The organism is Curtobacterium sp. MCJR17_055 (assembly GCF_003224335.1).
Taxonomy (GTDB): Bacteria; Actinomycetota; Actinomycetes; order Actinomycetales; family Microbacteriaceae; genus Curtobacterium.
This window is the reverse complement of the sequence record NZ_QKLF01000004.1, coordinates 38,334-57,774: the sequence shown is the minus strand read 5'-3', so window position 1 is coordinate 57,774 and position 19,441 is coordinate 38,334. Positions and strand designations below refer to the sequence as shown.

General features: G+C 70.7%; 19 protein-coding genes. 8 read left to right on the top strand and 11 right to left on the bottom strand.

Annotated elements, in window-relative coordinates; translation table 11 throughout:
• The first annotated feature begins 18 nt into the window (after positions 1–18).
• Entirely contained in the window at positions 19–1,347 is a 1,329-nt protein-coding gene (locus DEJ16_RS09995; protein WP_110824768.1) for a GNAT family N-acetyltransferase, read from the top strand.
• A 63-nt stretch (positions 1,348–1,410) separates the two neighbouring features.
• On the opposite strand, the gene DEJ16_RS09990 is transcribed toward DEJ16_RS09995, so the two are convergent.
• The 6 genes from DEJ16_RS09990 to DEJ16_RS09960 all read right to left on the bottom strand — a co-directional run bounded on the left by DEJ16_RS09990 (position 1,411) and on the right by DEJ16_RS09960 (position 9,172).
• A complete protein-coding gene (locus tag DEJ16_RS09990; RefSeq protein WP_110824769.1) occupies positions 1,411–2,268 on the bottom strand; it encodes a cation-transporting ATPase in 858 nt (285 codons plus the stop codon).
• Positions 2,269–2,805: 537 nt separating this feature from the next.
• Complete coding sequence (locus DEJ16_RS09980; protein WP_258365912.1) at positions 2,806–4,083, bottom strand: FAD-binding protein; 1,278 nt, start codon at positions 4,081–4,083, stop codon at positions 2,806–2,808.
• 28 nt (positions 4,084–4,111) lie between these two features.
• Positions 4,112–5,644: an L-arabinose isomerase gene (gene araA / locus DEJ16_RS09975; protein ID WP_110824772.1), complete on the bottom strand. Its 1,533-nt coding sequence runs from the start codon at positions 5,642–5,644 to the stop codon at positions 4,112–4,114.
• Positions 5,641–6,342 (bottom strand): L-ribulose-5-phosphate 4-epimerase, encoded by a 702-nt coding sequence (locus DEJ16_RS09970; protein WP_110824773.1) that lies wholly within the window; start codon positions 6,340–6,342, stop codon positions 5,641–5,643. The genes araA and DEJ16_RS09970 overlap by 4 nt, the downstream gene beginning before the upstream one ends.
• The gene (locus tag DEJ16_RS09965) at positions 6,342–8,015 is read right to left on the bottom strand and encodes a xylulokinase (RefSeq protein ID WP_110824774.1); all 1,674 of its coding nucleotides are present in this window, start codon (positions 8,013–8,015) and stop codon (positions 6,342–6,344) included. Before DEJ16_RS09965 ends, DEJ16_RS09970 begins: the two co-directional genes overlap by 1 nt.
• Before the next feature lie 107 nt (positions 8,016–8,122).
• The gene (locus DEJ16_RS09960) at positions 8,123–9,172 is read right to left on the bottom strand and encodes a substrate-binding domain-containing protein (RefSeq protein ID WP_258365946.1); all 1,050 of its coding nucleotides are present in this window, start codon (positions 9,170–9,172) and stop codon (positions 8,123–8,125) included.
• A 194-nt stretch (positions 9,173–9,366) separates the two neighbouring features.
• Here DEJ16_RS09960 and chvE point away from each other — a divergent pair, with 194 nt between their 5' ends.
• From chvE to mmsB, 3 genes are all read left to right on the top strand, one after another.
• Positions 9,367–10,503: a multiple monosaccharide ABC transporter substrate-binding protein gene (gene chvE, locus DEJ16_RS09955; protein WP_110824776.1), complete on the top strand. Its 1,137-nt coding sequence runs from the start codon at positions 9,367–9,369 to the stop codon at positions 10,501–10,503.
• 129 nt (positions 10,504–10,632) lie between these two features.
• Positions 10,633–12,162, top strand: coding sequence for a multiple monosaccharide ABC transporter ATP-binding protein (mmsA, locus tag DEJ16_RS09950; protein ID WP_375232113.1), 1,530 nt, complete (start codon positions 10,633–10,635; stop codon positions 12,160–12,162).
• The gene (gene mmsB, locus DEJ16_RS09945; RefSeq protein ID WP_110824778.1) at positions 12,149–13,330 is read left to right on the top strand and encodes a multiple monosaccharide ABC transporter permease; all 1,182 of its coding nucleotides are present in this window, start codon (positions 12,149–12,151) and stop codon (positions 13,328–13,330) included. The genes mmsA and mmsB overlap by 14 nt, the downstream gene beginning before the upstream one ends.
• Positions 13,331–13,417: 87 nt before the next feature.
• On the opposite strand, the gene DEJ16_RS09940 is transcribed toward mmsB, so the two are convergent.
• Complete coding sequence (locus DEJ16_RS09940) at positions 13,418–14,782, bottom strand: alpha-amylase family glycosyl hydrolase (RefSeq protein ID WP_110824779.1); 1,365 nt, start codon at positions 14,780–14,782, stop codon at positions 13,418–13,420.
• A gap of 92 nt (positions 14,783–14,874) precedes the next feature.
• Here DEJ16_RS09940 and DEJ16_RS09935 point away from each other — a divergent pair, with 92 nt between their 5' ends.
• Entirely contained in the window at positions 14,875–15,273 is a 399-nt protein-coding gene (locus DEJ16_RS09935) for a DUF3253 domain-containing protein (protein ID WP_110824780.1), read from the top strand.
• A 134-nt stretch (positions 15,274–15,407) separates the two neighbouring features.
• Here DEJ16_RS09935 and DEJ16_RS09930 read toward each other — a convergent pair whose 3' ends face one another.
• The 4 genes from DEJ16_RS09930 to DEJ16_RS09915 all read right to left on the bottom strand — a co-directional run bounded on the left by DEJ16_RS09930 (position 15,408) and on the right by DEJ16_RS09915 (position 17,988).
• Entirely contained in the window at positions 15,408–15,818 is a 411-nt protein-coding gene (locus DEJ16_RS09930; protein ID WP_110824781.1) for a hypothetical protein, read from the bottom strand.
• The gene (locus tag DEJ16_RS09925) at positions 15,818–16,411 is read right to left on the bottom strand and encodes a nucleotidyltransferase domain-containing protein (RefSeq protein WP_110824782.1); all 594 of its coding nucleotides are present in this window, start codon (positions 16,409–16,411) and stop codon (positions 15,818–15,820) included. The genes DEJ16_RS09930 and DEJ16_RS09925 overlap by 1 nt, the downstream gene beginning before the upstream one ends.
• Positions 16,412–16,485: 74 nt before the next feature.
• Positions 16,486–16,890 (bottom strand): DUF6640 family protein, encoded by a 405-nt coding sequence (locus DEJ16_RS09920; RefSeq protein WP_220032731.1) that lies wholly within the window; start codon positions 16,888–16,890, stop codon positions 16,486–16,488.
• Positions 16,891–16,914: 24 nt separating this feature from the next.
• On the bottom strand, positions 16,915–17,988 hold the full coding sequence (locus tag DEJ16_RS09915) for a spore photoproduct lyase family protein (RefSeq protein WP_258365910.1): 1,074 nt from the start codon (positions 17,986–17,988) through the stop codon (positions 16,915–16,917).
• Between the two features lie 62 nt (positions 17,989–18,050).
• Here DEJ16_RS09915 and DEJ16_RS09910 point away from each other — a divergent pair, with 62 nt between their 5' ends.
• The 3 genes from DEJ16_RS09910 to DEJ16_RS09895 all read left to right on the top strand — a co-directional run bounded on the left by DEJ16_RS09910 (position 18,051) and on the right by DEJ16_RS09895 (position 19,391).
• Positions 18,051–18,362: a biopolymer transporter Tol gene (locus DEJ16_RS09910; protein ID WP_110824783.1), complete on the top strand. Its 312-nt coding sequence runs from the start codon at positions 18,051–18,053 to the stop codon at positions 18,360–18,362.
• Entirely contained in the window at positions 18,362–18,820 is a 459-nt protein-coding gene (locus DEJ16_RS09905; protein ID WP_110824784.1) for a hypothetical protein, read from the top strand. Before DEJ16_RS09910 ends, DEJ16_RS09905 begins: the two co-directional genes overlap by 1 nt.
• Before the next feature lie 265 nt (positions 18,821–19,085).
• Positions 19,086–19,391, top strand: coding sequence for a hypothetical protein (locus tag DEJ16_RS09895; RefSeq protein WP_110824786.1), 306 nt, complete (start codon positions 19,086–19,088; stop codon positions 19,389–19,391).
• Positions 19,392–19,441: the final 50 nt, after the last annotated feature.

Here is a 19,441-nt window from a genome sequence, read left to right as displayed (position 1 = left end):
GCCGGTAGGGTCGGCCACGTGGGATCGATCAACGACGCGTCCGCCGACCGCTACGAGCTCCGGGAGTTCCACCCGGGGACCGACGACCAGGGAGCTCCGGACAGCAGGACGAAGCCGTGGATGGACGCCGTCGGCCTCGGCTTCCACGAGCCGACCGAGACCGACGAAGCGGCAGCCCGCATGGCGGCGCACATGATCGCCGACCAGGAGACCTTCCTCGGGGTGTACGTCCGACAGCCAGCGTCGGGGTCGGTCGACGAGACCTGGCCCGCTGGCACGTTCACGTGGTTCCGGAAGGCGCTCAGCTGGGGTGACGGGACCGCGATCGACACGCAGGCGGTGTCCGCGGTGACCGTCCGCCCGACCGAGCGTCGGCGCGGGATCCTCCGGCGGATGATGACGCACGCGCTCGAGCGCGGTGTCGCCGAGGGGTACGCGATGGCGTCCCTCACGGCGTCCGAGGGCACGATCTACCGCCGCTTCGGGTTCGGCTGCGCCATCCGCGAGCGTGCGGTCCGTGTCCGCCGCGCCCGCGCGCTCCCCTTCCTCGCCCCGACCACCGGCACGGTCGCGGTGGTCCCGCCGCAGTGGCTCGCGGACGGCGTCGGCCAGGAGGTCTTCGCCCGGTTCCACGCCCGCACACCGGGCTCGATGGTCCGCAACACCGGCACGTGGCCGATCGTGTTCGGGGAGATCGGCCGCGACGGCCAGAAGGCGAAGGACGTCCGCGCCGCCGTGCACCGCCCCGACGGCTCGGACGAGGTCGACGGCTACGTCACCTGGCGCGTCGTCGAGGGCAAGACCGGTGAGGACACCCGCGTCGAGGTCGTCGACCTCGTCTACGTGACCGACGAGGCCTACCTGTCGCTGTGGGAGTTCCTGCTCTCGATCGACCTGAACGACGTGGTCGTCTACGACCGCTCGCGTCTGGACGACCCGATCGTCGCCGCCGTCGCCGACAACCGCGCGTTCGACGTCGACCACGAGGAGGACCACGTCTGGCTCCGCGTCCTGGACGTCGCCGCCGTGCTCGAGTCCCGCCCGTACGCGGTCGACGGATCGCTCACGCTCGCCGTCACGGATGCGCTCGGCCACGCGTCCGGCACGTACCGGCTCGACGTCCGGGAGGCCTGTGGCACCGTCACCCGACTGGCCGACGACGCCGACGCGGCCGGCTCCGACATCGCGCTCGACGTCGCCGACCTCGGAGCGGTGCTCATCGGGTCGGTGTCGCCGCAGACCCTGGCGGCCGCCGGGCTGCTGCTCGCCGCCGACGAGGCCGCCCCGACCCTGCTGCGGTCGATGCTGACCCCGCCGCGCACGCCGCACGGGATCACGTACTTCTGAGGCCGGCCTGGTCCGTCGGGGCGCACGCCGACGACGGACCAGGGGGGCGACCTCCAGACCGGCTCAGCGGTCGAAGAAGTCGCCGATCCCGGGCCACTGGAAGCCCTCGCCGAGGTTCCCGACCTGGTCGCCGAGCCCGCCGAGTGCCTGCTCACCCTGTGCGGCGACACCCTCGACGCCACCGCCGAGGTCACTGAGCCCACCGCTCACGGTGTCGCCCAGGCCGGACGCGACGCCCTCGAAGTCGACGCCGAGGTCAGCCGCCTGCGCGAGCACCGGTCCCGCTGCCGCGCTGAGGACCGCGCCGCCCGCGACCGCCACCGCGAGTCCGCCGACCGCGAGTGCTCCGCCACCGATCGCGGTGCCGGCGAGGACCTTCCGCATCGTCCCCGGACGGCTCGTCTCGCCCCGGGTCGCGGCCCTCGCCAAGCCGGCCGGGGACGCATCGGTCGACCGGTCGTGCTGCGGGACCTCGGCGTTGAGTCGCTGGAGCACCTGCTGTCGCTGCTCCGGGGTCAGGCGAGCGAACGCGTCGTGGTGCGCCTGCTCCAGACGCTCGGGGTCCGCGGTCTTCAGCAGGTAGTCGTACTTCGCGATCGCCACACGGTCGGCATCGGTCGCGGGCGTGCGTGCGGGTCGCCCACCGGTCGGCTGCCCGTACGGCTGCTGTCCGGTCGGCTGCTGCGGCTGCCGCGCGGAGTCGTGGCCGCTCCGGTCGTCACCGGTCAACCTGTCCGCGGCCGTCCGGACCAGGCCGCGCCAGTCGGTGCCACCCAATCGACCGGGCTGCCGGTACTGCTGCATGCCGCCCGGCTGCTGCGCACCGCCCTGGTTCCCGGCACCGGGCTGGCCGGAGCGCTTCTGGAGTTGCTTGTCGATGACCTTCGAGGCCATGCCGAGGATGCGGTTCAGGTTCGCCATACCTGACCTTTGCGTCCTCACATGTGCGCACGCGGCAGTGCACCGGTGCGCTGCCGGTGCACTCCCCCGGCATCCCCTGTGAGCGGCGGCGACGCAGCGGCAACGCGCAACTGGAATACGTGTATCAGGCCGTTAGGCTGAACGGCGAGCGCGCGACCGCCGGAGCGCGTTCAGGGCGGACGAGTGAAGCCCGGGACTGGGCAAACAGTCCCGGGCTTCGGTTCGCTCTCCGAGTGGAGGGCCAGGGGAAGACACCGTTCCCCGAGTTCAGCACTCGGGAAGAGTGTAGCCGAGCCCGCTCGGCGGCACACCCCTGGCTCACGCTCCTCGTGTCCGCCGGCGATGACACCAGGAGGTACTCGATGTCGCAAGACACCGAACGCCGGCCCAGGCGTCAGGTCCCGTGGTTGGGGATCGCGAGTTTGCTCGTGACTCTCGCCCGGTTCCTGCTCGACCTGCGCCGCACGGGCCAGTGACACGGGCGCCCCGCGCCGCATCCAGCGGTGCGGGGCGCTCCGGTCCACTGCGCCGCGCGCGTCAGCCGAGCACGCGGTCCAGGAACGGGTTGCGGAACCGGCCCTGCGGGTCGAGGTCCCGCGCGAGTGCCGCGAACGCCCCGAGCTGCGGGTAGACCTGGTGCAGCCGCTCCGGCGTCGCCGCGGTGACCTTCCCCCAGTGCGGACGGGGAGCGAAGGGCGCGAGGGCGTTCTCGATGAGGGGCAGCGCGACGGCCACGTCCTCGGTCTGCCGACGGAAGGTGAAGTGGAACGCGACCGAGTCCTGTCCCGAGCTCGGCGCGAGCCAGGCGTCGTCCGCCGCGATGCGTCGGATCTCGGAGACGAAGAGCACCGGTGCGATGGCCTCGCCGATCTCGCGCAGGGCCTGGATCGCGGGGACGGCGTCCGTGGCGGCGACCATGTACTCCGCCTGGATCTCCTCGCCGGCGGACGGCGTGAACGACGACCGGAAGTGCGGGAGCCGCTCGTGCCAGGGTCCGGGCACGCCGCCCTGTTCGGTGACGCCCGCGGTCTCGCTGCCCGGTACGGGGTGGATCGGTTCGGCGCCGGCGACGGCCCCGAGCGCGGCGAGGTCGATGACCGCGTCGTCCCGGTCCTCGCGCCGCTTCGTCCAGATCTGGCGGACGCCGTCGGCGGTGTACCCGGTGAACATGCTGACGCTGTACCCGGCCGACATGATCTGCTCGAACTGCGCGTCGACGACGTCCCACCCGAGGCCGGTGTGCACCGTCTGGGCGACGCGGTAGCTCGGTTCGACGGCGAGGTGCACCGCGACGACGACGCCGAGTGCGCCGAGCGCGACCCGGTGCGCGTCGAGCCGGGGGTCGTCCGCGCCGACGAGCTCGACCTCCCCGGAGGCCCGCACGATCTCGACCCCGACGACCGACTGCGCCAGCGAGGCGTTGCCGACACCCGAGCCGTGGGTGCCGGTCGCGACGGCACCGGCGACGGAGATGTGCGGCAGGGAGGCGAGGTTCGCGAGTGCCCAGCCACGGGCCTCCAGGGCGACGGCCACCTGGGCGTGCGTGAGGCCGGCGGCGACGCGCGCCACGCGCCGCTCGCCGTCCACGTCGAGTTCGGGCGGGAGGCCCGTGAGCGTCACCTGCACCGCGTCGGTGTCGGCGATGGTGTTGAACGAGTGCCGCGACCCGAGCGCCGTCAGGCGCGGGGTGGTGGCGACCAGCCGCTGGAGTTCGTCGAGGCTCGTCGGTTCCGCCAGGTGGCTCGCCGAGTAGGTGACGTTCCCCGCCCAGTTGGTGCGGGTGTGGGCTGCGGTGGTGGTGTCGTCGTCGATCACGTCGCTCATCGTAGGCCTCCCGACCGGCTCAGAAGCCCCGGTCGAGCCGGTGCCAGGTCTGCTGCGTGCGGACCTCGTCGCGGAAGCCGCGCAGCGTGGTGTGCTCGTCGATGACCAGGAACTCGGTGCCGATCATCGTCGCGAGGTCCTCGACCACCTGGATGCCGACGGCGGTCGTCATCACGGTGTGGTGCGCGGCACCGGCGGTGAGCCAGGCCTCGGCGGACACCGGGAACGACGGCTGCGGCTCCCAGACGGCACGGCCGACGGGCAGGTTCGGCAGCGCCTCGGTGGGCTCGACGACCTCGACGACGTTCGCGGTGAGGCGGAAGCCGTCGCGCGTGTCGGACAGCGCGGCGACCACGGCGGGTCCGGCGTCGGCGGTGAAGACCAGGCGCACCGGGTCGTCCTTGCCGCCGATGCCGAGCGGGTGGATCTCGAGCGTCGGGGTGGACGACGTCAGCGTGGGCGAGACCTCGAGCATGTGTGCGCCGAGGATCTTCTCCGCGCCCGGGGTGAGGTCGTACGTGTAGTCCTCCATGAGCGAGGCGCCACCGGGGAGACCGGCGCCGGCCACGTTCATCGCGCGGACGAGCACGGCGGTCTTCCAGTCGCCCTCGGCACCGAACCCGTACCCGTCGGCCATGAGCCGCTGCACCGCGAGGCCGGGCAGCTGCTTGAGCGTGCCGAGGTCCTCGAAGTTCGTGGTGAACGCGGCGGAGCCGTTCTCGGCGAGCATGGCGCGGAGGCCGAGCTCGATCGCGGCGCCGTCGCGCAGGGACTGGCGACGCTCGCCGCCGTCCCGCAGTTCCGGCACGAGGTCGTAGGCCGCGTCGTACTCCGCGACGAGCGCGTCGACGGCGGCGGTGTCGGCCGTCGCGGTCTCGACGGCCGCGACGAGGTCGTTGACACCCCAGGTGTTGACCTGGACGCCGAGCTCGATCTCGGCCTCGGTCTTGTCGCCCTCGGTCACGGCGACGTAGCGCATGTTGTCGCCGAAGCGCGTCAGCTTGAGCTGACGGATCGCGGCGGCACCGGCGGCGGCACGGGTCCAGTCGGACACCCGCTGCTGCACCCGCGGGTCGGACACGTGACCGACGGCGGTGGCGTGCCGGACGCCCATGCGGGCCAGCGCGTACCCGAACTCGCGGTCGCCGTGCGCGGCCTGGTTGAGGTTCATGAAGTCGAAGTCGATGTCCGCCCACGGCAGCGCGACGTTCGCCTGCGTGTGCAGGTGCAGCAGCGGCTTCGTCAGCGCGTTGAGGCCGCTGATCCACATCTTCGCGGGGCTGAACGTGTGCATCCACGTCGTGACGCCGATGACCTTGTCGTCCGCGCTCGCCTCGATGAGGGCCCGGCGGATGCCGTCGGCGTCCTTGAGCACGGGCTTCCACACGAGCTTCACCGGCAGGGCACCGGCGAGCGTCTCGTGCACGGCGCGGCTCTGCTCCTCGACCTGGCGGAGGGTCTCCTCGCCGTACAGGCCCTGGGACCCGGTGAGGAACCACACCTCGTAGCCGTCGAGCGTGGCCTGGGGGTCGACGGGGGTGTCCTGCGTCATCGCATGGCTCCTTCGGGGTTCTGTCCGTAGACGTTCTGGTACCGGTCGAACAACCGGTCGATGTTGTCCTGCGCGATCGGGACGAGCTCGCCGCCCTGCTTCGCGATGTGCACGGTGCGGGCGACGTCCTCGCACATCACCGCGGCCTTGACGGCGTCCCTCGCGTCCTTGCCGATCGTGAAGACGCCGTGGTTCTGCATGAGCACCGCTCGGGAGCGGTGTCCGGACAGGGTCTCGACGATGCCGCGGCCGATGGTGTCGTCGCCGATGATCGCGAACGGGCCGACCGGGATCGGTCCGCCGAACTCGTCCGCCATCGCGGTGATGACGCACGGGATCGCCTCGGCCCGGGCGGCCCAGGCGGTGGCGTACGTCGAGTGGGTGTGCACGACGCCGTTCACCTCGGGCATGTTGCGGTACACGTAGGCGTGCGCGGCGGTGTCGCTCGACGGGCCGTGCTCGTTGCCCCACCCGTCGGCCGGCACACCGTCGAGGGTGCAGACGACCTGGTTCTCGGGCGCGAGGTCCTCGCTGACGACGCCGCTCGGCTTGATCACGAAGAGGTCGGTGCCGGGCACGCGCTCGGAGACGTTGCCGCCGGTCCAGATCACCAGGCCGTAGCGCACGAGTTCGCCGTGCAGGCGGGCCACGCGCTCGCGCGCGGCCGCCACGGCCGCGCGGGTGGTGTCGTCGGTCATCAGATCACGTCCTGTTCCTGCTGGGGGTCGGCGTCGGTGTCGGTCTGGAGGCCCGGCTCGCCCGCCTCCGTCGGTACGCCGCCGCGGGTGGTCGCGCCCGGCACCGTGGCCGCGATCGCCTGGATCGGCAGCGCGGCGCGGAAGCGGTCGAGGTACGCGGTGAAGCCGGCGACGTCGCGGTCGTCGGGCTCGACGACGTTCGTCGCGGCGGACCCGAAGACCGTGGTGTCGAGGTACTCGGCGAGGGAGCTGTCGGCGGCGTGCTCGAGGTAGGCGGCCAGGACGGCGATGCCCCACGCTCCGCCCTCGCTCGCGGTTGCCTCGAGGGCGACCGGCACGCGGAGGGCCGCGGCGAGCTGGCGCTGCGGCAGCCCGGGCGTCCGGAAGAGCCCGCCGTGCGCGGTCATGCGGTCGACGGCGACGCCCTCGCCGTGCAGGACCTCCATGCCGATCGCGAGCGTCGCGAACGCGCCCATGAGCTCCGCGCGGACGAGGTTGCCGAGCGTGAAGCGGGCGTCGGGCGCGCGGAGGAGCAGCGGGCGACCGTCCTCGACACCCGTGACGGGCTCGCCGGCCAGGTAGTTCACCGCGAGCAGTCCGCCGGCGTCGGTGTCGGCGTCCGCTGCCTCGTCGAGGAGCGTGCGGAACACCGTGTCGCCGTCGACCGGGGCGCCGGCGGCCTCGGCGAAGCGCCCGAAGACCCGGGCCCAGCTGCCGATCTCGCTCGCGCCGTTGTTGCAGTGCACCATCGCGACGGCGTCACCGGCGGGCGTGGTGACGACGTCGAGCTCCTCGTGCGGGGTCGACAGCGGCCGTTCGAGGACGACCATCGCGAAGATGCTCGTGCCGACGCTGACGTTGCCGGTGCGCTGGGCGACGGCGTTCGTGGCGACCATGCCGGTGCCGGCGTCGCCCTCCGGCGGGCAGAGCGGAGCACCGGGCTGCAGCGTCCCGGTCGCGTCGAGCCACGCCGCGCCCTCGGGGGTGAGCGTGCCGGCGTCCTGGCCGGCGACGAGCACCTCGGGCAGCAGCACCCGGAGGTCGGGGACACCGATGAGGTCCTGTGCGGCACTGAGCATCGCGGCGTCGTAGTCCTGCGTGGCCGGGTCGATCGGGAACACCCCGGAGGCGTCGCCGACCCCGAGCACGTCCCGGCCCGTCAGGCGGCGGTGCACGTACCCGGCGAGGGTCGTGATGCCGTCGATGTGCGCGACGTGCTGCTCGTCGTCGAGGACGGCCTGGTACAGGTGCGCGACCGACCAGCGGAGCGGGATGTTGAACCCGAGCGCGTCGCTGAGCGCGGCGGCGGCGGGGCCCGTCGAGGTGTTGCGCCAGGTGCGGAAGGGGACGAGGAGGTCGCCCGCTGCGTCGAACGGAAGGTAGCCGTGCATCATGGCCGAGACGCCGACCGCGCGGAAGGCCGTCGGGACGGAGCCGTGCTGCTCCTGCACGTCCGCCACCAGCGCGGCGTACGCGGCACGGACACCGGTCTCGACGGCTGCCAGCGGGTAGGTCCAGCGTCCGTCGACGAACTCGTTCTCCCACTCGTGCGAACCGGAGGCGATGACCGTCAGGTCCTTCCCCACCAGACACGCCTTGATGCGGGTCGAACCGAGTTCGATGCCGAGGGTCGTGCGGCCGTCCGCGATCTCGCGGGTCCGGTCGTCGCTCATGGGGGCCTCCTGCTCTCGCCGTCGAGTGAGCGCTCACACCGTAGCGCGTGAGCGCTCACGCGGACAACTCGTCGGCCGTGTCGGCGGAACGGCGACGGCGACCGAACTCAGGACGAGCGCCGCACCACCAGCTCCGGCTGCAGCAGCGCCTCGTCGTGCTGGCCGCCCTCGAGCAGCGCCCGGGCCGAGGCGAGCACGCGCTCGCCCATCGCCTGGAAGTCCTGGCGCACGGTGGTCAGCGGCGGGGTGAAGTGCGCCGCCTCCGGGATGTCGTCGAAGCCCACGACGGCGATGTCGTCGGGGACACGCAGCCCCTCCTCGGCGAAGGCGTGCAGGACGCCGAGCGCCATCTGGTCGTTCCCCGCGAAGACCGCGTCGACCGCCGTCACGTCCAGGGACCGCCCGGCCGCGAACCCGCTCGCCGGGGTCCAGTCGCCGTCGAGCACGACCGGGGTCAGACCGCGGGAGCGCATGGTCCGCTCGTAGGTGGCACGGCGCACCTCGCCCTCCTGCGAGACGCCGGGTCCGGCGATGTGCACGATCCGTCGGTGCCCCCGGTCGAACAGATGCTGCAGCGCCATGGTCGTGCCGGCGGCCTGGTCGATGGCGACGGCCGAGACGGTGGCGCCGCCGCTGCCGGGCACGACCAGGTCGGTCGGCACGGCGTCCCGCTGCACGGCGTTCGCGACGACGACGGGCACCGTCACGGCCATGGTCAGCGAGCCGAGGGCGTCGAGCACGCGGTTGTCGGCGGCGACGAGCACCACGGCGGCGACGTCCTGGGCGAGCAGCGTCGTGAGCGCCTCGGACAGGTCGACCGGCCGGGGGTCGTCGGGCAGCGTCGAGAGGAGCACGTGGTACCCGGCGGTGCGCGCGGCCCGCTCGAACCCGATCGCGGTGCTCGACGGTCCGTACAGCGCGTCCCCCGCGCTCACCAGGCCGAGTGCACGGCTCCGTCCGCCGGCCAGGGCCCGGGCAGCGGCGCGCGGACGGTAGCCGAGCTCCCCGATCGCGGTGGTCACCCGCGACCGGAAGCCGTCACGGACCGTCGGGTCACCGTTGATCACGCGGCTCACGGTCTGGTGCGAGACGCCCGCGCGCTCGGCGACGTCGAAGATCGTCGGGGCCTTGCGGGGCCTGCCGTTCGGCGTCGTCATCGTGGTCACCCGGTCACCGTACCGCGGCGCCCGTCCGGGGCGGCGACATACCGATCCGGTCACGACGAGTTGACACCGTGTACCAGAACCAACATGATGTGAGCGCTCACTTGGAGCATCACATCCCCAGCGGGACACAGCAGCCCCGCACCCGAGCGCGTCGACGTCGACGCGAGAGGAACAGAGGTACTTCGATGAAGAAGCGCAGGATCGTCGCGAGCGTCACCGCTCTCGGTCTCGCCCTCTCCCTGGCCGCCTGCTCTGCCGGCGGCCGCGGTGCCACCAGCTCTGACGGCGGCGACGAGGGCAACGGCAACAAGGGCGCCCTCGTCGGCGTCGCGATGCCGACCAAGGTCTCGGAGCGTTGGATCAAGGACGGCGACGCCGTCAAGAGCAGCCTCGAGAAGGCCGGCTACAAGGTCGACCTCGAGTACGCGGACAACAAGATCCCGCAGCAGGTCCAGCAGGTCAGCAACATGATCACCAAGGGCGCGAAGGTCCTCATCGTCGCGTCCATCGACGGTGGCTCGCTGTCCGACCAGCTCGACGCAGCGGCCGACGCCGGCATCAAGGTCATCTCCTACGACCGCCTGCTCACCGGCAACAAGAACGTCGACTACTACGTCTCGTTCGACAACTACAAGGTCGGCGTTGACCAGGCGACCTCGCTCCTGACCGGCCTCGGACTCCTCGACGCCGACGGCAAGAAGACCGACGAGAAGGGCCCCTTCAACATCGAGGTCTTCGCCGGCTCGCCCGACGACAACAACGCCACGTTCTTCTTCAACGGCGCCATGGACACCCTCAAGCCGTACCTCGAGGACGGCACGCTGAAGATCGGCTCCGGCCAGGACGGCTTCACGCAGGCCGCCACGCAGCAGTGGGACCCGGCGCTCGCCAAGTCCCGCATGCAGAACCTCGTCGCGAAGTCGTACTCGGGCGGCACCAAGCTCGACGGCGTGCTCTCCCCGTACGACGGCATCTCGATCGGCATCATCTCGGCGCTCCAAGGTGCCGGCTACGGTTCGGGCGACCGCCCGCTTCCGGTGATCACCGGCCAGGACGCCGAGGCCGCCTCGGTCAAGTCGATCATGAACGACCAGCAGTACTCGACCATCTACAAGGACACGCGCCAGCTCGCCGACAAGTCCGCGTCGATGGCCCAGGACCTGCTGTCGGGCAAGAAGCCCGAGGTCAACGACACCAAGACCTACGACAACAAGGTCAAGGTCGTCCCGACGTTCCTGTTCCAGCCGACGGTCGTCACCAAGGACAACTACGAGAAGGTCCTCGTCGACTCCGGGTACTACACGGACGCCGACCTCAAGTAGGTCTCGACTCCTCCTCGGACGGGAGGCCCGGTGCCGGGCTGGCACCGGGCCTCCCGCCCGTCCCCACCCACTCGCGCGCCGTGCCGGCGCCCAACGGAAGGCGGTCCCGTGGCGGACACCATCCTCGAGATGCGCGACATCACCAAGACGTTCCCCGGCGTCAAGGCCCTGCAGAACGTCTCGCTCCAGGTCGAACGGGGCCAGGTCCACGCGATCTGCGGTGAGAACGGCGCGGGCAAGTCCACGCTCATGAAGGTCCTGTCCGGTGTCTACCCGGCCGGCAGCTTCGATGGCGAGATCCTGCTCGACGGGAAGCCCGTCTCGTTCTCGACCATCAACGACTCCGAGGACGCCGGCGTCGTCATCATCCACCAGGAGCTCGCATTGAGCCCCTACCTGTCGATCGCCGAGAACATCTTCCTCGGCAACGAGCGCGCCAAGGGCGGCTTCATCGACTGGAACAAGACGAACCTCGAGGCCGCGGCGCTCCTGAAGCGCGTCGGCCTCAAGGACAACCCGATCACCAAGATCACGGACATCGGCGTCGGCAAGCAGCAGCTCGTCGAGATCGCGAAGGCACTGTCGAAGGAGGTCAAGCTCCTCATCCTCGACGAGCCGACCGCCGCGCTGAACGACGACGACTCCGCGCACCTGCTCGAGCTCATCCGCTCGCTGCAGGCCGAGGGCATGACGGCGATCATCATCAGCCACAAGCTCAACGAGATCAAGGCGATCGCGGACAAGGTCACGATCATCCGTGACGGCCAGACCATCGAGACCCTCGACATGCACGCCGGCGAGGTCTCCGAGGATCGCATCATCCGCGGCATGGTCGGACGCGACCTCTCCACCCGCTACCCGGAGCACGAGTCGAAGATCGGCGAAGAGCTCCTGCGCATCGAGGACTGGACCGTCCACCACCCCCTCGACGCCTCACGCGAGATCATCCACCAGGCGAACCTCACCGTCCGCGCCGGCGAGATCGTCGGGATCGCCGGGCTGATGGGCGCCGGCCGCACCGAGCTGGCGATGAGCGTCTTCGGGCACTCGTACGGCACCGGGATCAGCGGCACCGTCTACAAGCGCGGCACCCCGATCAAGACGAACACGGTCACCGCCGCGATCGACAACGGCCTGGCCTACGCGACCGAGGACCGGAAGCGCTACGGCCTCAACCTGATCGACGACATCAAGCGGAACGTCTCCGGCTCGGCACTCGGCAAGCTCGCCAAGTGGGGCTTCGTGAACGGCTCCGAGGAGACGACCGTCGCGCGCCAGTTCCTCAAGAACATGAACATCAAGGCGCCGACCGTGAACGCGGTGACCGGCAAGCTCTCCGGCGGGAACCAGCAGAAGGTCGTCCTGTCGAAGTGGATGTACTCCGACCCGGACGTGCTCATCCTCGACGAGCCGACACGCGGCATCGACGTCGGCGCGAAGTACGAGATCTACACGATCATCAACGCGCTCGCGGACCAGGGGAAGGGGATCATCGTCATCTCCTCCGAACTCCCCGAACTGCTCGGCATCTGCGACCGCATCTACACGCTCTCCGAGGGCACCATCACGGCCGACGTCCCGCGCTCCGAGGCGTCGCCGGAAGTCCTCATGCAGTACATGACCCAGGAACGGGAGACCCCAGTCAATGAACGCGCTTAAGTCCGCCGCCAGCTACCTCACCGGGCAGCTCCGACAGATCGGCCTGTTCATCGCGCTGATCGTCATCGTCATCTTCTTCCAGGTGACGACGAACGGCATCACGCTGGCCCCGATCAACGTCTCGAACCTGATCGTCCAGAACAGCTACATCCTGATCCTCGCGATCGGCATGGTGATGGTGATCATCGCCGGCCACATCGACCTCTCCGTCGGTTCGGTCGTCGCGTTCACCGGTGCCATGGCCGGCGTCATGATCACGCAGTGGGGCATCCCCTGGCCGGTCGCCGTCGTCCTCTGCCTGGTCCTCGGCGCCCTGGTCGGTGCGTGGCAGGGCTTCTGGATCGCCTACTTCGGGATCCCGGCGTTCATCGTGACCCTGGCGGGCATGCTCGCCTTCCGCGGTGCCGCCCAGATCGCCCTGCAGAACCAGCAGATCTCGCCCTTCCCGGACGGCTTCCGCTCGCTCGGCTCCGGCTTCCTGCCGTCCTTCGGCACCTCGGGCTACGAGCCGCTCACGATGATCCTCGGCCTCGCCGCCGCCGCGATCCTCGTCATCACCGGCTTCCGTGGTCGTGCGACCCGTCGCAAGTACCAGCTCGAGGACGAGCCGTTCGCATGGTTCATCACCAAGATGGCGTTCACCGTCGCGCTGGTCATCTTCATCGCGCTGCTGCTCGCCAGCTACAACGGCACCCCGATCGTCCTCGTGATCCTCGGCGTCCTGGTCATCGCGTACTCGATGGTCATGCGCAGCGCGGTCTTCGGTCGTCACATCTACGCGATCGGCGGCAACCCGCTGGCCGCACAGCTGTCGGGTGTCAAGACGAAGCGCGTCACGTTCCTGCTGTTCGTGAACATGGGTGTCATCTCGGCCCTCGCCGGCGTCGTCTTCACCGGCCAGCTCAACCTCGCCTCGCCGAGCGCGGGCAACGGCTTCGAGCTCGACGCCATCGCGGCCGTGTTCATCGGTGGCGCTGCCGTCACCGGTGGCATCGGTACGGTCCCGGGCGCGATCGTCGGTGGTCTCATCATCGGTCTGCTCAACAACGGCATGTCGATCCTCGGTGTCGGTTCCGAGTTCCAGCAGCTCATCAAGGGCCTGGTGCTCCTCGCCGCCGTCGCGTTCGACGTCTTCAACAAGCGCCGCGCGGCCTCCGCTCGGAAGTAGCACCCGCGGTTCCTCCCCGAAAGCGACAGATCTCCGTGGAAGTTCCACGGAGATCTGTCGCTTTCGCGTTGCCGTCCCGGCGGCAGGTCAGGCGGTCAGGACCGCCCAGGCGCCGGCCGGGAGGCGCAGCCCGCCCTCCGACAGGTCGGCCCGGCCCGCCTCGACGCGCGTCGCGTCGGCCGCGGGCAGCACCACCGGCTCAGGCGAGAGGTTCAGGGCGGTGACCACGGCCTCCCGGTCGGTCGCGGTCCGGAGGACCAGCGTCTCGTTCGTCAGGTGCACCACGTCCGTGTGCGCGCGGTGCAGCCACGGGTGCCGACGCCGGAGGGCGACGAGCGCCTGGTGCGCGTGCACCAGCTCGGCAGCGGTCCCGCTCGGTTCCGGCGGAGTCGCCGGGAAGGCGGGGCGGACGGCGTCGTCGCCGCCCTCGCGCTGCTCCTTGACGCCGGTCCAGCCGAACTCGTCGCCCGCGTACACCGACGGCGTGCCGGCGACGGTGAGGAGCACCGCGACGGCGTGACCGACGAACCCCTCCCCCACCGCGCTCGCGATCCGGGTGACGTCGTGGTTGCCGACGAACGTGCTCGGGGCGGAGGTCGCGAGCAACTCGTCGTGCCGCTCGATCGCGTGCGCCAGTTCGAAGCAGTTCCGGTCCGCGATGCCGTGCCAGATGCCCTGCCACAGCTCGTACTGGGTGGTCGAGTCCATCGTCGACTCCCGGACGATCGCCGCGGTGTCGCCGTGGATGACCTCGCCCGAGAACCAGGCGTCCGGGAACCGCTCGCGCACGCGCGGCAGCACCCGGGCCCAGAACGCCGGCGGCACCGCGTAGGCCGCGTCGAGCCGCCAGCCGTCGATGCCACGCTCCAGCCAGTGCGTCATGACCGCGACGACGAGGTCCTCGGTCTGCTGCGACGCGTGGTCGAGTGCGACGAGGATGTCGTGCCCCTCGAACGACCCGACCGGTACCGGCTGCCCCGGCTGCCAGCCCGACCAGTCGACGGCGAACAGGCCCGCGGTGTCGGCGTCCGGTCCCGCGGTCTCGAGCTGGCGGAACGCCGGGTGCTCACGGCCGACGTGGTTGAAGACGCCGTCGAGCAGCACGCGGATCCCCCGCTCGCGCGCAGCGGCCACCAGGCGGTCGAAGTCCGCGTCGTCGCCGAGTCGGGGGTCGATCCGGAAGTGGTCGACCGTGTCGTAGCCGTGCGACGAACTCGCGAAGACCGGGCCGAGCAGCAGTCCGTTCAGGCCGAGGTCCACCACGTGGTCGAGCCAGCCCTCCAGGTGCCCGAGCCGGTGCTCCACGGGACGTGCGTCGACCGTGGTGTCGGGCCGGACCTCCGCGCCGACGAAGCCGAGCGGGTAGACGTGCCACCACATGACGTGCTCGACCCAGGCGGGCTCGCTCGGCCTCGTCGCGGCGGCGGGGTTCGGCTCGGCTGCTGTGTCCATCCATGCATGCTGCCAGGCGGCCCTGGCCAGGACCGTGGACCGGGGTACCGCCAGCCTGGAAGCGCGTCGGTGGCCGGGACGATCATGGGCGCATGGAACGAGCCATCCGGACCGAGGACGACGCACGCCGACTCGAGGCCGCGCACGCGGAACGGACGTGTGCGTCCTGCGGTCGGCGCATGCCCGACAGCGCCGGCCCGGACACCAAGTGGTGCTCCGACGCGTGCCGACGCCACGGGCTCGACGACACCGACCGGACCCTCGAGCACACGATCGACGCGCTGCTCGACGCCCGCGCGCTGACCTCGAGCATCTGCCCGTCGGATGCCGCCCGTGCCGTCGGCGGTGAGGACTGGCGCGACCTCATGGAACCCGCGCGTCGCGCCGCCCGGCGGATGGTCGCACGTGGCGAGGTCGAGATCACCCAGGGCGGGAACGTGGTCGACCCGTCGACCGCGAAGGGCCCGATCCGGATCCGCCGTCCGCGCTGAGGCGGTGGTGCCGGCCCGGGTACGCGAGGCTCAGACCCTGCCGGGCGCGCCGTCGGGAAGCACCCCGAGGCCGCCGAACGCACCGCCCAGGGTCACGATGGCCAGGGCATCGGCGACGCCCGCATCGACCCGGCTCAGCTGGTCGGGTCGGTCTTCTGCCGCATCGTGACGACCAGGCGTTCGAGCGCGACCACGAGGCGGTTCGTCTGCGAGCGGGACACGCGTGACGATGAGTACTGGAAGTTCGACTTCTCGTCGGTCAGCCGTTTCAGGTGGTTGCCCGGCTGCCTGTCCGGCGAGCACGCTGTGTCGAGGAGGCGTCTCGCCTGAGCATGGTCCTCGCCGACGTGGTGGTACCCGAGGACTGCACCGCAGATCGCGTCCGCTGCTGCGATGCCACCGAGCACGGCGTTCGCGCCAGCGGCTTTCCAGTCGGCATGTGACGAGGACGCGGCGCAGAGGACGGCCACCTCGTAATACGCCTCCGCTTCGTCGCGCCGCCTGCGGACCGCTGCTCGGTCCATGGCGCGCGTCCGGACCGACATCAGACCAACGTCCTGATGTCCGGACCGAAGACGGTGCGCGCATCCGCACGCCACGAGCCGACGAGCGGGTCGCCCTCGGCGGCGAACCGCTCCAGGTCAGCACGGGTGACGTCGAACACCTGGCACTCGTTGCCGGTCCAGCGGTGGACCAGATCGCCGAGCTGCACCACGACGTCGAGATTGGTCTCCGTGTCGAAGACCACGAGCAGATCCACGTCCGACTCGTCGGTGGCCGTTCCCCGCGCAACGGACCCGAAGATCGACACGGAGAGGACGGACAGATCGACCCCGGCGAGGAAGTCGTGGATCCGTCGCTCGAGTTCCGCCCCGGCGCCGAGCACGAGCTCGACGGCGGGCCACAGCAGGTGGTCACGGTTCACCCGGTAGGCCGAGTGCTGGAGGCCGCGTTCGACGCACACCAGTCCGGCATGTTCCAGTTTGTCGAGCGCTCGTTTGATGCCGGTGTGTTGCGCGGCACCAGCGACTCGCGCGACCTGGCGCCCGGTCATGCCGACGTCGGTCTGTGCGAGGACACGGAGGGCATCGGCCTGGGTCGGCCCGACGAGCGTGGCGAGAGGAGCGGTGAGCTGCATCAGGCGAGTGTACACAGATGTGGTACACGTGTGCACGTTCTGTGTACACCCACTCGATCAACCGGCCGCTCGGGTCAACGACGCCGACGGGCGAGCAGTGTCCCCACCGCGACGAGCGCGAGGCAGGCGATGATCGGGACGCGCTGGTCGCCCTTGACGTCGCGGTACTGCACTCCGGGATCGGCCAGCGCCGTGCCGGGGAAGGCGAGGCTCGTCACCTGTGTCACCCAGTAGGTGGAGGCGATGCTGCTCGCGAGACCGACGTCGCGCACCGCGGGACGCAGGCGCCACACGGTGAGGCCGGCCAACGCCACCGCGAGTGACATCGTCTGCGCGTTGTGGAACTTGGCGTGCGGCGGCCAAGCCGGGTTCTTCACGTGGGTCTCGTTGTAGTCGAAGACGAAGGCGCCCACGGGGGCGGCGACCGCAGCGACGCCGATGCAGATCCGCCCGGCCAGTTCACGCGCAGAGAGTGTCATGACGCCAGCCTGCCCGGGACCGGATCAGAAGGCGTAGCGGATTCGGCAGGAGGGCAGGTTCTCGTCGACGAGCTGGCGGAAGCGCTCGATGTGCCGCGCCTTCATCGCCGCGCGGTACCGGATGTTGACGGCACCGTTCTGGGACAGCTTCTGCTCCTGCAGGTCCGGACGCCAGAGCAGGTCCTCCGCCTTCGGGTGCCAGCCGAGGTTCACCTCGTGCAGCTGCTCGTTGTGGGTGAGGAAGATCACCTCGGCCGCGAGCTGCGCCTTCGCAGCCGGGGAGAGCACGTCATCGACCTCCCGCAGCAGTGCGGCCCAGTCGGCCTCCCACGTCGGCGTCAGGATGACGGGCGAGAAGTTCAGGTGGACCTCGTACCCGGCTTCGACGAAGTCGTTCACGGCGGCCAGTCGTTCGGCGATCGGTGACGTCCGGATGTCGGTCACCTTCGCCGTCTCGTGTGGCATGAGCGAGAAGCGGATGCGGGTGCGCCCCATCGGGTCCCAGTCGAGCAGGTCGCGGTTGACGTACTTCGTCGCGAACGAGGCCTTCGCCGTCGGCGTCATCCGGAACAGGTCGCAGAGGTCGCGGACGTTGTCACTGAGCATGGCGTCCACCGAGCAGTCGCTGTTCTCGCCGATGTCGTACACCCACGCGTCGGGGTCGCACTGGTTCGGCTCGGTCTTCTGCCCCTGCTTCTGGATGTTGCGAGCGAGGTGCTTGGTGATCTGCTCGATGTTGGCGAAGACGGTGACCGGGTTGCTGTAGCCCTTGCGACGCGGCACGTAGCAGTACGCGCACGCCATCGCGCACCCGTTCGCGGTCGACGGGGCGATGAAGTCCGCCGAGCGGCCGTTCGGCCTCGTCACGAGGGACTTCTTCACGCCGAGGACGAGCGCCTCGGTCTTGATCCGCACCCAGCGGGAAACGTTCCGCTCGTCGCCGTGCACCTCGGGGATCTGCCAGTGCGACGCGACGGGCACGATCTCGGCGTCCGGCCACTGCCCGACGATCTCCTGCCCGCGTGGCAGTTCGAGGGCGGCGTCCTCGGCGTAGATGCGCTTGACGTCGAGCAGAGGGCGCATGCGGGACTCGGTCATCACCCACTGTTCTACCGGTCACCACCGACACCTCTGGAGGTGGCTCGTGCAGACTCGACGGCATGACCGCCGGCGTGGAGGACGACCACTACTTCGTCGTGGACGGACGGCGCTGGCGACGGACCGACCCGGCCCTCCCCGAGGACGTCGCCGCACGCCTCCGGTCCCACCTCGGCGGTGGTCGCAACGCCGTGAAGCAGGCGAGACGGGCCGGCGACGAGGACGCGGTGGCAGCTGCCCGTCACCGCAACGGGCTCGCGAAGCACGGCCTCGGGGAACGCGGCCCGGAGTGGTGGACCCGACCGGAGTCCGAGCGCCTGGCCCAGGCCGAGCAGGCCCTCGCGGACCTCGACGGTCTCGACGAGGTCGGGTGATGGCCGACCAGGTCATCCGGGCGCCGCGATGGGAACGAACCGCGAACGCCGCAGCGGTCGGCCCGCTGCAGATCGTGGTCGGCATGGTCCTCATCGGGGTGGCCTTCGTCCCGGAGGCATCGGCGCGGGCGTTCGTCGTGGTCCTCGGGACGCTGTTCGTCGGACTCGGTCTGTGGATGACCGTCCGCGCCCACCGCGTCGCGGTCCGCCTCGAGGACCAGGTGCTCCGGTACGACGGGTACGTCATGAGCTGGTCCGTGCCTCGAGCGCAGATCACGATCGTCCTCGACGACGGCTTCGTCGAGTGGGTGGACGACGACGGGCGGCAGCACCGACGGCAGATCTGGCTCCTGACGAAGGCATGGGAGGACGACGGCACGAAGTTCGCCCCGTACTGGATCTGGCGCCGCGAAGGGCTCCTGCGCGTCCGCGGATGGGCAGGCGCGCGCGCCTTCTGAATGCACGTGACCTCGAGGAGCTCGCCGAGGTCGCACGAACCGCCGCTCCGAGCCAGCCGACCCGGCAGCTCGTGCGACTCCGGCGGACGACCGACGGCACGTTGCGCGACCCGGGCGGCGGACCCGGCTCCGCCTCCGCCTCCGATGCTGCCGTCAGCCGAACGGCGGACGACACGTCCCGTTTCCCCACCTTCCGGATGAGGTGCGAGAGATCCTCGCAGCCGTATGCTCATCGCGGCGAGGACGCCGAGAACGAGGGGGAACCATGAACGAGATCGTCACGCACACGGGCGTGCTGGTGGGGCTGCGCACCGGGACGACCACCACCGAGGGGCCGACGGGGACGCGGGTCGGCGTCCTGCTGGAGTTGTGCTCCGAGGACAGCGCGAGCGTCCGCCGCCCGTGGGAGTTGCTGGTCACACCGGCCCAGGCGGCCGCGCTCGTCGAGGCCGAGCGGACCGAGTCCGGCGTGCTCGTGCGGTTCGCCGGCGAACGGCTGGGTGAGCGCGGTGGGGTGCCGCTCGTGCGCGTCGGCCGGATCGCGGTGCTCGTGCCCGAACCGACCTGCTGACCGCACGACCACGACGAACGGCCCCGGGCATCCCCCGGGGCCGTTCGTCG

What these genes read in the sequence shown, in the direction of transcription:
- DEJ16_RS09935 (WP_110824780.1), top strand. Translation starts at nt 14,875, where the DNA reads ATGGAACGAGCCATCCGGACCGAGGACGACGCACGCCGACTCGAGGCC.
- DEJ16_RS09915 (WP_258365910.1), bottom strand. Translation starts at nt 17,988, where the DNA reads ATGACCGAGTCCCGCATGCGCCCTCTGCTCGACGTCAAGCGCATCTAC.
- DEJ16_RS09920 (WP_220032731.1), bottom strand. Translation starts at nt 16,890, where the DNA reads ATGACACTCTCTGCGCGTGAACTGGCCGGGCGGATCTGCATCGGCGTC.
- DEJ16_RS09905 (WP_110824784.1), top strand. Translation starts at nt 18,362, where the DNA reads ATGGCCGACCAGGTCATCCGGGCGCCGCGATGGGAACGAACCGCGAAC.
- DEJ16_RS09895 (WP_110824786.1), top strand. Translation starts at nt 19,086, where the DNA reads ATGAACGAGATCGTCACGCACACGGGCGTGCTGGTGGGGCTGCGCACC.
- DEJ16_RS09960 (WP_258365946.1), bottom strand. Translation starts at nt 9,172, where the DNA reads ATGACGACGCCGAACGGCAGGCCCCGCAAGGCCCCGACGATCTTCGAC.
- mmsB (WP_110824778.1), top strand. Translation starts at nt 12,149, where the DNA reads ATGAACGCGCTTAAGTCCGCCGCCAGCTACCTCACCGGGCAGCTCCGA.
- DEJ16_RS09970 (WP_110824773.1), bottom strand. Translation starts at nt 6,342, where the DNA reads ATGACCGACGACACCACCCGCGCGGCCGTGGCGGCCGCGCGCGAGCGC.
- DEJ16_RS09910 (WP_110824783.1), top strand. Translation starts at nt 18,051, where the DNA reads ATGACCGCCGGCGTGGAGGACGACCACTACTTCGTCGTGGACGGACGG.
- araA (WP_110824772.1), bottom strand. Translation starts at nt 5,644, where the DNA reads ATGACGCAGGACACCCCCGTCGACCCCCAGGCCACGCTCGACGGCTAC.
- chvE (WP_110824776.1), top strand. Translation starts at nt 9,367, where the DNA reads ATGAAGAAGCGCAGGATCGTCGCGAGCGTCACCGCTCTCGGTCTCGCC.
- DEJ16_RS09930 (WP_110824781.1), bottom strand. Translation starts at nt 15,818, where the DNA reads ATGTCGGTCCGGACGCGCGCCATGGACCGAGCAGCGGTCCGCAGGCGG.
- DEJ16_RS09990 (WP_110824769.1), bottom strand. Translation starts at nt 2,268, where the DNA reads ATGGCGAACCTGAACCGCATCCTCGGCATGGCCTCGAAGGTCATCGAC.
- mmsA (WP_375232113.1), top strand. Translation starts at nt 10,633, where the DNA reads ATGCGCGACATCACCAAGACGTTCCCCGGCGTCAAGGCCCTGCAGAAC.
- DEJ16_RS09965 (WP_110824774.1), bottom strand. Translation starts at nt 8,015, where the DNA reads ATGAGCGACGACCGGACCCGCGAGATCGCGGACGGCCGCACGACCCTC.
- DEJ16_RS09925 (WP_110824782.1), bottom strand. Translation starts at nt 16,411, where the DNA reads ATGCAGCTCACCGCTCCTCTCGCCACGCTCGTCGGGCCGACCCAGGCC.
- DEJ16_RS09940 (WP_110824779.1), bottom strand. Translation starts at nt 14,782, where the DNA reads ATGGACACAGCAGCCGAGCCGAACCCCGCCGCCGCGACGAGGCCGAGC.